The organism is Hyphomicrobium sp. LHD-15, from assembly GCF_031157355.1.
GTDB lineage: Bacteria > Pseudomonadota > Alphaproteobacteria > Rhizobiales > Hyphomicrobiaceae > Hyphomicrobium_C.
The window spans coordinates 797,954-810,437 of sequence record NZ_JAVIFT010000002.1; the positions used below are offsets into that span (position 1 = coordinate 797,954).

At 62.2% G+C, this 12,484-nt stretch carries 7 protein-coding genes; 2 read left to right on the forward strand and 5 right to left on the reverse strand.

All coding sequences use genetic code 11. From position 1 onward, the window contains the following. Positions 1–6: 6 nt before the first annotated feature. Complete coding sequence (locus tag RCO24_RS10405) at positions 7–6,006, forward strand: non-ribosomal peptide synthetase (RefSeq protein ID WP_308961866.1); 6,000 nt, start codon at positions 7–9, stop codon at positions 6,004–6,006. A 169-nt stretch (positions 6,007–6,175) separates the two neighbouring features. Next, positions 6,176–7,183, forward strand: a complete 1,008-nt coding sequence (locus RCO24_RS10410) for a hypothetical protein (protein WP_308961867.1) — start codon at positions 6,176–6,178, stop codon at positions 7,181–7,183. A gap of 56 nt (positions 7,184–7,239) precedes the next feature. Here RCO24_RS10410 and RCO24_RS10415 read toward each other — a convergent pair whose 3' ends face one another. The 5 genes from RCO24_RS10415 to RCO24_RS10435 form a co-directional block, all read right to left on the reverse strand. Then, positions 7,240–8,358: a Wzz/FepE/Etk N-terminal domain-containing protein gene (locus RCO24_RS10415; RefSeq protein ID WP_308961868.1), complete on the reverse strand. Its 1,119-nt coding sequence runs from the start codon at positions 8,356–8,358 to the stop codon at positions 7,240–7,242. A gap of 87 nt (positions 8,359–8,445) precedes the next feature. Further along, positions 8,446–9,216, reverse strand: coding sequence for a hypothetical protein (locus tag RCO24_RS10420; RefSeq protein WP_308961869.1), 771 nt, complete (start codon positions 9,214–9,216; stop codon positions 8,446–8,448). Between the two features lie 6 nt (positions 9,217–9,222). Continuing rightward, on the reverse strand, positions 9,223–10,410 hold the full coding sequence (locus RCO24_RS10425) for a glycosyltransferase family 2 protein (protein ID WP_308961870.1): 1,188 nt from the start codon (positions 10,408–10,410) through the stop codon (positions 9,223–9,225). Further along, positions 10,398–11,756, reverse strand: coding sequence for a glycosyltransferase family 4 protein (locus tag RCO24_RS10430; protein ID WP_308961871.1), 1,359 nt, complete (start codon positions 11,754–11,756; stop codon positions 10,398–10,400). Before RCO24_RS10430 ends, RCO24_RS10425 begins: the two co-directional genes overlap by 13 nt. A 10-nt stretch (positions 11,757–11,766) precedes the next feature. Then, positions 11,767–12,264: a flavin reductase family protein gene (locus tag RCO24_RS10435; protein WP_308961872.1), complete on the reverse strand. Its 498-nt coding sequence runs from the start codon at positions 12,262–12,264 to the stop codon at positions 11,767–11,769. Between the last annotated feature and the right edge of the window lie 220 nt (positions 12,265–12,484).

Consider the following 12,484-nt stretch of genomic DNA (forward strand, 5'->3'; position numbering starts at 1 on the left):
GTGCGGGTGGTTGAGTCCGCCGTCGCTGAACCGCGCGACCTGCGCGCACTCTTTTTCCGGCAGTGCGCGCGCTTCGGCGCAGCGGTCGCCTACACGGTGCTTGCCGACGACCTGAGTGTCGCAAACGCGATTACGTTCTCGGCTCTCGAAGGTCGGGTTCTGTCTCTCGCGTGTGGGCTCGCGGCGCGATGCCAAACCGGCGATCGCGTTCTGCTCGCACTCGATAACGGGCTCGATAGCGTCGAGCTGTTCTGGGCCTGCATCGTTGCGGGGCTCGTTCCGGTGCCGGCGCCGGCGCCGCGGCAGTTTGCCGATGCCGGTTCCAGGCGTCTCAACGGCATTGTCGAGGATTCGGGGGCTGCGCTCGTCATTTCCGCGGCGGAGCATCGAGACGAGTTCGCGCATTTGTCGGTGCCGTGGATTTCGCGTGACGCCCTCGACTCGGCTGGTCTGCGCCTTCCCGATGTGGCGATCTCTGGCGATGATCTCGCTTATCTCCAATACACGTCCGGTTCGACTAGCGATCCGCGCGGGGTGGAACTCACCCATGCCAACGTGATGTGTCATTGCGCCGAACTGAGCCGTGCGGTGGAGGCGAGCGAGGCTCCGACCAGTAGTTTGAGCTGGCTTCCGTGGTTCCACGATTTCGGCCTTGTGCAAGGCGTTCTCTCTCCGGTCTACCTCGGCATCACGTCCTATCTGATGCCAACTGCGACCTTCATGCGCCGTCCGCTGAGCTGGCTGGACGCGATCGGGAAGTTCAAGATCTCCTACAGCGGCGCGCCGGATACGGGGTTCCTCGCTTGCGTGAAGGCGCTGTCGCGAAAATCCGGTTGGACGGGCGATCTTTCATCGTGGTCGCTCGCGACGAGCGGAGGCGAGCCCGTGCGCGCAGAGACCGTCGAGAGTTTCTCGCGGGCGTTCGCGCCGCACGGCTTTCGTCCGCGGAGCCTGGCGCCGGCATACGGGATGGCCGAAGCCGTGCTTGCGCTCACCATCAAGCCTGGCGATGAGCTGCCGCTGGTGGTGGTGCTCGATGCTGCTGCTCTCGACCACAATCAGGTACAAGACGCGACGGCCGAGACCTCTCGATCGCGGCGGAGCCTCGTCGGGTGTGGGCAGCTTCTCGACGGCGTCGAGGTTCGCGTCGTCGATCCGGAGCAGGCTGAGGAGTGCGCGCCGGGCACGGTCGGGGAAATTTGGGTCAGCGGAGCGAGCATCGGACGCGGCTACTGGGGCAAGCCAGCTCTCAGCGAGGAGACGTTCGGCGCCCGGCTTGCTTCCCAAGGCAGAACGGGACCGCGCTACCTGCGCACGGGAGATCTCGGCTTCGTGCGCGACGGGCAGCTCTTCATTTCGGGCCGGCTCAAGGACATCATTGTCGTGCATGGCCGGAATCTCTATCCGCACGACATCGAGCTGACTGCGCAGAATGCGCATCCTTCCATTCGCGCGTCTGGGGTCATTGCTTTCGGCATCGAGCGTCCGGAAGGAGAAGCGGTCGTCGTTTTGGCCGAGCGCGCTGGCCACCGCGATCCCGATGGCGCGCGCGATCTCGTGGATCGCATTCGGCGCGAGGTGAGTGCGGAGCACGGCGTCGAGGTGCATGACGTCGTGCTGTTGAAGCGCGGAACCTTGCCGCATACATCCAGCGGGAAACCGCAGCGTTCGGCGGCAAAGCGAGCGTATCTGGGCGGCGAATACAGCGACGGCTCGAGCCTTCCCAAGGGCGTTGGAGAGCTGGCGCGGGGGCCGAACGATGCGCTTGAACGGATCGTCGCCGACGCTTGGATATCGGTGCTCAATCTGGATCGTGCCGATGTCGATGCCGACTTCTTTTTGATGGGCGGAAACTCGCTGATCGCCACGCAGCTCGTTTCGCGCCTCAATGCGGCCTGTGGCGCCGATCTTCCAGTGCGTGCGGTGTTTGAAGCGCCAACCATCTCCGGTCTCGCGCAAAAGTTGCGCGACGCGCCCGGGCGTGGCGGCGCGAAGCCGTTGCTCACGGCGCCTGTCGAGCACAGCGGCAAGGCAGCGGGGTATCCGCTGTCGTTTTCGCAAGAACGTTTCTGGTTCGTCTCGCAGCAGGTTCCGGAGAGCACCGCCTACCACATGCCGCTCGCCTTGCGGTTCAAGGGCGTTCTGGATGTGCCGGCGCTCGAAGCTGCCTTCACGCGCATCATAGATCGCCACGAGATCTTGCGGACCACGTTCAAGGGAACTTCGACGGGTGTCGAAGCCCGCGTGCATCCGGCGACGCCGTTCCGGATTCGATGCAGCAAGCTCGAAGCTTCGGGCGCGAGTGCGCGCGTATCCGACGAGGCGTTGGAACGCCACCTTGCGCGTCTTGCGCAGGAGCCGTTCGATCTGGAGCAAGGCCCCCTCATTCGGGCATACCTCGCCGAGCTCGGCCCCGATGAGGCGGTCTTGCTCATCGTCATGCACCACATCATCGGCGATCAGTGGTCGTTTGCCGTTCTCGCGCGGGAACTCGCGCATTTCTATCGCGCCGGGCGTGGGCGCGCGTCTGGCGAGGCTGGGACGTTGCCGCCGCTCGCTCTGCAGTATGGGGATTTCGCGGCCTGGCAGCGCCAGACATTCGAGGGAGACCGTCGCGAGCTGGAAGAGCACCATTGGCGTGCGCTGCTTGAGGGCATGGAGCCTCTGCAGATTGCGTCCGACTTTCCGCGTCCACATCAGCAGCTCTATCGTGGCGCGCAGGTGCGTGTGCCGTTCGATCCCAAGCTCATCTCCGAGCTGACCGCGCTTGGCGCCCGTCATTCCGCCAGCCTCTCGATGGTGATGATGGCGGCGCTCAATGTGCTGATGCAGCGCGTGACGGGGCAGAGCGATGTTTCCTTCGGCGTTTCCGTGGCCGGGCGCAATCAAGCGTGGTCGGAGGCGCTGATCGGAACGTTCGTGAACGTTCTGCTCTTCCGTACGGAGGTCGACAAGTCGCAGGATTTTTCGGCGCTTCTCGGACGGGTGCGCGAAACGGCGCTCGACGCGTTCGCGCATCAGGACATGCCGTTTGATCAGTTGGTCAAAGTGCTCAAGCACCAGCGGGACGCGAGCCGCGCCCCGCTGTTTCAGGTGCTGTTCAACATGATCAATGTTCCGGTTGGAAAGCTCGACTTTGCCGATCTCGATGTCTCGCGCGTGAATTTCGATGCCCGGTCGTCGCAATTCGATCTGGCGGTCATGATCGATGCCGAGCACGATTTTTCGATCTCTTTCGAATATGCCGTCCAGGTGTTTCAGCGGGAAACGATCGAGCGTTTCGCGGCGCATTATCTGAAGCTGCTCGAGGCCGTCGTCCGCGCGCCCCAGAATACAGCCGTCGTGCAGCTTTCCGTGATGGATAGCGCGGAAACAGCGAAGGTTCTGGCACTCGGCCGTGGGCCTGATCTGGAGCTGCCAGTCGAAACCGTTACCGATTGGTTGCGGCCGGCCTTTGCGAAGTGGAAAGATGAGGCCGCCGTCCTTTTCGAGGACGAGAGCGTGTCGTATCGGACGCTCGATCGCGCAGCTTCGGCAGTGGCGCGTATGCTGCGCCAACGCGGGATCGGCCGCGGACACAAGGTCGGTCTCTACGTGTCGCGCACGCCGGCGATGCTAGCGGCGCAGCTTGGCGTTCTGAAATCGGGGGCGGCTTATGTTCCGCTCGATCCGATCAATCCGGCGCAGCGGCTCGAATATATCGTTCGCGATGCTGAGCTGAGCCTCATTCTGGTGGATGGCGAAGGCAGTGCGTCGCGGGCTTGGATGGAGCGTGTTCCAGCTCTCGACGTGGCGGCGTGCATGGCCGACGCGGAGTTCGACGGGGGCTCAGTCGACGCCGATGCTCCGAACGATCTCGATGCGCGCGGTGACGACCCTGCCTATGTCCTCTATACCTCGGGATCGACCGGCGAACCCAAGGGCGTGCTGGTGTCCCATCGCTCGCTCGTCAATCTGCTTCAGAGCGTAACCCTCGAGCCCGGTCTTTCGAGTTCCGATCGCGTTCTTGCGATTACGACGCTGAGCTTCGACATTTCCGTGGTCGAGACGCTGCTTCCGCTCGGTGTCGGTGCTTCCATCGTTCTGGCGGGCCGCGATGATATCGTTGATGGCTCGGCGCTCCTGCGCTTGATCGACGCTCACAAGGTGTCGTTCGTGCAGGCGACGCCTTCGACATGGCATCTGCTGTTGAACGCGGGCTGGAAGGGTTCGCCGAGCGTCAAGAAGGTGGTGGTCACGGGAGAAGCGCTTCCGCAGAGTCTGGCCGTGGATCTCGTCGCACGCTGCGGCGAGGTCTGGAACATGTACGGGCCGACGGAAACCACGGTTTGGTCGACGGGCGGCAGGGTGGAAGATCCCGAAGGGCGAGGCATATCGATTGGCCGGCCGCTCGCGAATACGCAGACCTATGTTCTCGATACCGATTTCCAACTGTGTCCGATCGGGGTCGAAGGTGACCTGTTCATCGGTGGCGTCGGGGTGAGCCAGGGCTATGTGAACCTCCCGGATCTTACGGCCGAGCGGTTCCTGCCCGATGCTTTGGGGCCGCAAAATGCAAACGCCCGGATTTATCGAACCGGCGACCGAGCCCGTTGGCTGAATGACGGAACACTGGCGCATCTCGGCAGGTCGGATTCGCAGGTCAAGCTGCGGGGCTACCGCATCGAGCTTTCTGAAATAGAGGCCCATCTCGCGCGCCACCCGCAGGTTGCGCGCGCGGCGGTCTCGGTTCGGGAGGTCGTGGCCGGCGATCCGCGGCTGGTCGCCCATGTCGTGCCGCGCGGCAAGGGCCTGACGGCGGATACGCTCCGGCAGCATCTCTCCCGCTTCCTGCCGGACTACATGCTGCCCCAGCACATTTCGCTGATCGATGCTCTGCCGCTGCTGGCGAGTGGCAAGATCGATAGCAAACGCCTCGCGAGCCTGCCGCTTCAGGCGCTTTCGTCTCGCACGATCACGGCGCCGCGCACATCGGAGGAGCTTGCCGTCTGGGAGATCTGGCGGGACGTTCTCGGCATCGACGATTTCGGCGTGCACGACAACTTCTTCGATCTTGGCGGCCATTCGATGCTTGCCGTGAGGGTGGTCAACCGGGTGCGGGCCGAGTTCGATCGGACTTGCACGATTCCGATGCTGTTCCAGCATCCGACGGTTGCCGATCTCGTTGCCGGGATGCACGCGCGCGCCGATGCCGAGACGCCGCTTGTGGTCGCTTTACAGGAGCTTGGCGAAACGCCGCCGCTGTTCTGCATTTGCGGCATTCATCTCTATCAGGATCTCGCCAATCACCTTGCGCCGCACCGGCGGGTATATGCGCTGTTCGTGCCGAGCGAGATCAGCATCCTCAACGGTGATGCCGATCACGGGGCGCTGTCCGTCGAAGCCATCGCGGCGGACTACATCAAGGAAATCCGAAAGAAGCAGCCGAATGGGCCCTATTACCTGGCAGGACTCTCGTTCGGAGGACTGCTGGCGTTCGAGGTTGCTCAACAGCTCCGGCGCAGGGGTGAGGAGGTGGCCTTCCTCGCCATGTTCGATACGATCATGCCGATGGGGCGACTTGAGGTTGTCGCGTTCAAGGCGCTGCATCATATCCGTAGGCTGCCCGAGGTTGGCTTTTCGCGGGTCTTTGCGCGAGGGAAATCGCTGATATCGGAAAGCGTCTCCGCGGCCCGGTACCATAGAGTTGTCAGCGTCGCGTCTTTGGATGCTGCGGTTGCCGAGGAAGCACGCCAGATGGCTTTGCGTAACGAGGTCTATCTTCGCGCGGCAAGGCGCTACAAGGCCCGTCCTTACGATGGCGAAGCCATTCTGATGCGCGCGGAGGACAGTAAGATACCGGACACGACAAATCTCTGGCGGCGTGTCATCAACAAGCTTGATGTGCTGAGCGTGCCCGGCGATCACCTGGGCATCCTGAAGTCTCCGTACGTCAGTGTCGTTGCCCGGCATCTTCTAGCGAAGCTCGGAAGCGACACGTCCGAGGAGCGGTCTTCTATCGGCTAGAGAGGCAACGATGTCTGTGAGCTGCTGGACGTTCTTTCCCGTCGGGCAGCGTCGTGGTGCGCTCTCGGGGTGTTTGCGGAGGTTGTTCGCACTCTTCGTTGCCTCGATCGCGAGCGCATCTGCAGCCTGGCATATGGCGAGCGCTGAAGACCGAGAGGGGCCGGCAATCGTGAACCCGGGATTTCAAAGGCTTGGACCGACGTCGACGCTGTCGGTGGTTTGGGTCGGCCACAGTCTCATGGAGCACAAGGCCGAGTCGAGCTGGGGGCAGGTCGATTTGATGTCGCTCGTCGGCAAGTTTGCCGAGAGCCGCAAGCTTTCCTACGCAATGACGGATCACACGCTGTTCGGCTCGCCGCTTTCGGCCCTATGGCGGGGGAAGCCGCATTCCTTCTCGCGGGACGCCAGCGAAATGATCGCCAAGCGTGAGACCCTCGAGCGCGATGCGGCCCGATACGATGCGATCGTTCTCACGGAGGCGGTGCCGCTCGCCGGGACGATGAGGAACGAATTCAGCCCCTACTATCTGCGTCGTTTTTCTTGCGCCGTGCTCAAGGCCAACCCGCGTGCGCGTGTCTACCTCTATCAGACATGGGTGCACTTCCAGGGATCGCATCGGGACAACGCGAATGCGTCGTCGGGCGCTTTCGATTGGCGGGCCGAAATGAAGGCGGAGCGCGTGCTATGGGACGAACTGGCGGATGCGGCGCGTAAGCCCGCCGTTGCGGCCCCGCATTGGTTGAGCCGTCTTGGCTGGTCGTCGATGTCCGACGGGGGGTGCGCGAACGAAGATCCGATCTATTCGGTTCCGGTCGGAAATGCGCTCTTGGCTTTGGATGAGCGGTTGTCAGCGCTCACGACGGGCAATCCGTTTCAGTGGCCCGACGGCCGGCCGTTCCAGATGACGGATATGGTCGCAAATCCAAAGGTCATCTCGCAGGCTGGGGCTTCGGCTTTGCGTGATCCCGCGAAACCGATGGACGACATCCACGCGAGCTTTGCCGGAATCTATTTCTCGGCGCTGGTGCACTTCGCGACGCTCTACCGGCAAACGCCGGTGGATTTGCCGTATCCGTCTGAGCTGGGCGAAGGACTCGCCAAGTCGCTGCAGTGTGTTGCGTGGGAAACGGTTATAAGCGATCCGCGCGCTGGCGTGTCGGGTGAGGCGGGCTGCTGACGCGAGCTTGCTCCGCCCCGTCGAAGGGCGCGGACGTTGCCCGTAAGTTCAATCTTCTAAGCTGCTTTGGCGGCCGGGATCTTGCCAATCCGTGCGACGACCGGGAGGCCCGCGACGTTCTCGTGATCCTTGCGCGTTCTCAGGCGGCCGTCGAATAGCTCGACGAGGAACACGAGCCCGCAGGCCGTGAGGATGCTGAGCAGGATGCCGGCGATCGCTGGTTTCTTGGCGATGCTTTCTCCGAAAATCGGATCTTTCGGGCGACCAATCACCAACAGATTGTCCGGTGAATCGAAGATGCTCACGTAATTGCTGCGGGCCGGGTTTGCCTGTTTCCTGAGGCTTTCCTGCCGATCGAGCGCCATCTGGTAGGACGCATAGAGCCGCTCTAGCTCCTGAACCAGCCTTGGGTCCGTGCTGATCGCAGTCCGAAGGCGTTCGGCCGCGTCGGCTCCCTTGCCGTTTTCAGGAGTGTTGCCAGGGACAGCCGGGCGGCTGATCCAGTCGCCGGCCGAAGGACCCGCAGTGCGCCGTTGGTCCATCGCCCATAGCTGCTGAAGCTCAGCCCGGACCTGGAGCGGGGTCTGGAAGCCGGCTCGCTCGATGGCGCTCATCAGAGCGTTTTCCGTGAGGGCGACGTCTTCGCTTCTGCGCATCAGCATGAATTGCGGCGCGCTGAGCACGTTCTGCTCCGGTCCCGTCAGACCTTCCATCAGGCGGGAAATCACGACTTCGAGGCTTCGGCCGAGGCCTTGCGGACGGCGGCCCTGCAAGCTGATCTCGAGTACGGAGGTGCCGACGAGCTGAAGCGACAAGGAGGCCGCGAGAATGCGCGTCTGAATCAGCAGCTCGGCGGCCGAGCTCGGCGGCTTGTAGTCGGTCATTTGCGGCAAGAGGTCGGTCAGAACCTGATCGCTCTTGAGCCAGGCTTCCAACGCCCGGACTTGCTCGGCCGTATTCATTTGCTGGATGGGGCCGGCGCCGCCGGCCGTGCGGTTTGCACCCTGAAGCAACAGGAGGGACGTGGCGGTATACTTCGTCGGAGCGAGCTTTACCGCGACCACGCCGAGAATTCCGGCAACAAGCACGGGCAGGCACAGCAGGAGCCACCGGCGCCGGATGACGTCGATGACGAAGACGATGTGCTCGCGAAGCGTTTCGGTCGGGATGCCCATTTCTGGGGTAACTCCAGTTCGTGCTGCCGTGTCGTTTCTTTAATCTCGGAAGCTGGCCCCGCACGCCAGAATACCGTCTGTTGTTCCTTAACGGTTCAGTAAACCGCTGGCCGGAAGTTTCCAGTCGTTGAGGATCAGTCCGTTGAGCGTCAGGCCGACAACCTTACAGGTCTCGACGCATTCGCTGAGCTCGTTGCGCCGTAAGGCTCCGGTGAGGCAGACGAGGAAGACGAGATCACAGACGCTGCCTAGAACGCTGACGGAGGTATCGGGTAGTCCGGTTTTATGAACGATGGGCGGAAGATCCACGATGATCATCTGCCCGGGCCGGCTCGTCGCTTTTAGCGCTTTCGAAAGCTCGCTAGCAGGCAGTGGCGTATCAATTCCCGCGCTCGCCAGATCGACGAAGGAGATCGAGGGGCGAACCTCTTCGGCGAGATCCGATATGGAAGGAAGGGCGGCGGAAGACGACGCGCCTGAGGCCGAAAAATTCACGCGGCTCGCATCCACCAGCATGGCCTTCCGGTCAAAGCTTGCAAATGCGCCGGCGAGTTGGCGGCTCGTAACGCTCGCACCTGCTCCCCGGTGAGCACCAACGATACCGATGATGCTTGCGGCTTGTGAGTCAGACTCGGCGATAATACTCATCAGGTTTCGCGCACTCGTATGGTCTCCAAAGGAGAGCGTTGGGTTTTCCTTCGCAGAGGCCGCGTTCTGCGTTTCTCTTTGCGCTTCCTCTGTTTCGGACACGTCTCTTTGCTCAGAGATCGCGCTGTGATCAGCGGTCCGTCTCATGAGAAAATTGCTCAGGCTTCTAGATGCGAAGGCAGGATTGGGCGTGCGTTCTAAGAGCGTCATTCTGGCCTAATCTCTTTTCGACCTAATCCAGGATATCCGTTTCCCCCGGAGTATCTGAGCATATAGCGGTATCTTTAAAATGACATAAGCAGGTGCGCGCGCCAATTCCGTTAATGTAATGTTATCCCTACCTACGCTTTTCCAGGCTAGAAAAATGGAAATGCCGAAAAAGGCGGCGGCAAGTGCGCTCACAGCGAGGGCGGCGTGACCGCCCCAGGCGATGGCAAGAAGAGATGCGAAAAGCACGGCCATCAGCGCCATCGCTTGTAGCGCTAGAGGTGGCACGGCGGCATCCAGTGCGAGAGCGAAAAGTGGAACGTTTCCAGTGCGTAAGGCCTCGAAAAGAAGGCCTGGGACCCGACGCCTGATCGTCGTCAGATGGCCAGTCTCCCAGCGTGCGCGCTGCGTCTTGGTTCCTTCGGCGCTGGTCGGGAAATGGCTCGTGACGCGGGCGGTCGGGCTGAATTCCGTAGCAAATCCGACGCGCGCGAGATCCAATCCCAGCACCAAATCTTCGGTCAACTCTCCGGATTTGAGGTCGACTTTAGAAAAGGCTTTCCAAGGAAATGCCATGCCGGTTCCGGCCAGTTGGCAAGGTAGGCCAAGGCGGTAAAGCCCAAGCGGGCGGAGGTAGTTTTTGGTTTTGGCGGCAAATACGGCGATGGCGCGGCCCGGAGACGAGCTTCCGGCTGGAGAAAGCAGCTCGTAGTGGGCTTGCACGGGGCGGCCGATTTCGTGGGCCCTTGCGCCGATGGTGCGCAGGCATCCGGGGTCGAGGCGGCAATCGGCGTCCACGATGACGACGACGTCGGGGGGCGCGTCGGCGAGGTGGCGGATACCGAAGTCGAGGGCGTAGCTCTTGCCTCTCAGGTGTGTGTCGGAGCGTCGGATGACCTCGGCGCCGTGCGCTTCAGCGATCTCCGCGGTGGCATCGGTGCAGTTGTCGGCGACGACTAGCAGCCGATCTCCCGGCGACAGCTCATTCGAAATGTTGCGTAGCGTATCGGCGATGACGAGAGCTTCGTCGTGGGCTGGGACGAGGACGGCGAGGCTGGGACGGGCGTCGCTCGGGCCACGAAAGGTTCTACCCGGGAGAACGGCGGCAACAATCTCGATCAGCAGCACCGCAGCCGGGATGAGCAGCAGGATGCCGGCGCAAGTCAGAACAAACGTGACGATCTCTAGGATTGCCATTCTTCGATCTCGTCCGGTACGGTCTTGCTTTCAAAGAGACGAACCAGCTTCGCGGCCTCGACATCGATATCGTGGCGCTCAATGACGCGCCGGTAAGCCGTCTCTCCCATACGCTGCAACGTATCGGCCGGGGTGCTCAGGCATTCCTCCATGGCCTGGACCAGCGGTGTGATGGCCGCGGCTGGAACCAGCCAGCCCGTTTCGCCCGGCGTGATGAGCTCAGGAATGCCGGCCACATATGTCGAAATGACGGGGCGGCGCAGCGCCATGGCTTCCATGATCACGACGGGAAGGCTTTCCTGGAAGCTCGGCAGCACGAGGGCTTCGGCGGCGAGAATTTCCTCGCGCACGGCGGCGCTGCTGATCCAGCCCGTGATGGTGACGGATTTTTTGAGGCCAAGCGCGGCAATGCGGCTTTCGATTTCTGCACGCATTTCGCCGTCTCCGGCGAGCACGAGGTGGCATTCACCGATCTTCGATTGCAGGCGGGCGAATGCCTCGAGCAGGATCAGCTGTCCCTTCTGCTCGCAAAGACGGCCGACGCAGACCAGCCTGCGCTTGGTCGGGGGAGGTTCTTCCGCGGCGGCGCGGAAATCCTCTTCCAACCCGCAGTGGATCACCTTGATCTTGCTCCAATCGGCGAGGCACGCTCTCCGGAAGAGTTGCGCGCGGCAGTAGGAGTTGACGGCAGCCACGAATTTGGCGCGGCCGATCTTCTTGTCGAGATGCAGGGCGTGGGCTTTGTCGAACTCGTCCGGTCCGTGCACCGTGAAGCTGTATGCGGGCCCGCCCAGCATGTGGACGAGCATAGCGACCTCGGCGGAGTTGGTTCCGAAATGGGCATGGACGTGAGAGACGCCGGCAGCGCGGATCCACTCGAGGATGAGGCAAGCCTCGGCAAGATACATCAAGTGATACGGCGCGGAGCGTTCCGCGCCGCGTGACAGGCGCAGCGCCTCACGTAGCGCCTTGGCGAATTGCCCGGGGTTGGCGAGCAGAGCTCGCCATGTCGCCTTCAGAATGGGGGGCAGGCCGTCTTTTAGGGCATGGCGCGTGCGGGCGCGTTCGGAGATGTCGTCGGCGTCTACAACCTCGGCATCCCAGCCGCGGATCGCGATCCGTTCGACCGGCACCCCCTGCCGCTCAATGGCCAGGATTTCGCGGCGGATGAAGCTGTGGCTCACCTTTGGATACTGATTGACGAGGTAAGCCACCTTGAACGGGTGGGGTGCGGCTTCCTTGCGCGCCGTTTCGCTTTCAACTCCAAGGTGCGGCGGAGACAAAGAACTAGTGCTCGACACCTCGCGATCCATGGTCAGGCTTTCCAAGCTGTCTCTTCCCGACACAGGCGGTGTCCTATTTTGTCTTAGCCGCCGCGAGGAATGCCTCTTCGCGCTCGGGCGCTTCCAATCCGATGTAGCTGCCACGATGATAGAGAAGAGGGTTCGCGTCGGCCGAAGCGGATCCTGCAATAACCTGGCCAAAGAACACGGTGTGCGAAGACGCTTCCCGATATTCGGAGAGGCGGCATTCGAGATGGCAGACCGCAGAGGCGAGAACGGGCGCGCCGGTTACGCCGACAGACCACTCTCCGGTTTCGAAGCGCTGCTCTCCGGAGGCTCCCGCCATTCCCGAGAACACGCGCGCGATGGTTTCCTGACCGGTGGCGAGCGCATTTACACTAAAGAAACCGTGTTCGATGATGAGGTCATGGGCGGCGGCCGCACGATTGACGCAGACGATCACGGTCGGTGGCAAGTCGGTCAACGAGCACACGGCACTGGCCGTGAGGCCTTTCCGGTGTCCCGGCGTACCGGTCGCGACAACGGAGACCTGTCCAGCAATGTTTCGCATGAGGTTGCGAAACTCATGACGGTCAATCGGTTCGGCGTTCATCGAGGTTCCGGAAAGCCAGGGCCTGAAGCAGGGCTGCCATTAGCCTGTCCCAAGGCGGTTTGTCTTTTCGATCTCGCCATCACGGACCGTGCCAAGTATGCCAAGCCATACCGGGTGCTTATATCCGAAACCGTCAATAGAGTTAAGGACTTCCGGGAGCAGTGCTTTCCGGCGTGTG

Bases quoted from the DNA above. Each gene is read 5' to 3' on its own strand.
- RCO24_RS10415 (WP_308961868.1), bottom strand. From the start codon at position 8,358: ATGGGCATCCCGACCGAAACGCTTCGCGAGCACATCGTCTTCGTCATC.
- RCO24_RS10420 (WP_308961869.1), bottom strand. From the start codon at position 9,216: ATGACGCTCTTAGAACGCACGCCCAATCCTGCCTTCGCATCTAGAAGC.
- RCO24_RS10425 (WP_308961870.1), bottom strand. From the start codon at position 10,410: ATGGCAATCCTAGAGATCGTCACGTTTGTTCTGACTTGCGCCGGCATC.
- RCO24_RS10435 (WP_308961872.1), bottom strand. From the start codon at position 12,264: ATGCGAAACATTGCTGGACAGGTCTCCGTTGTCGCGACCGGTACGCCG.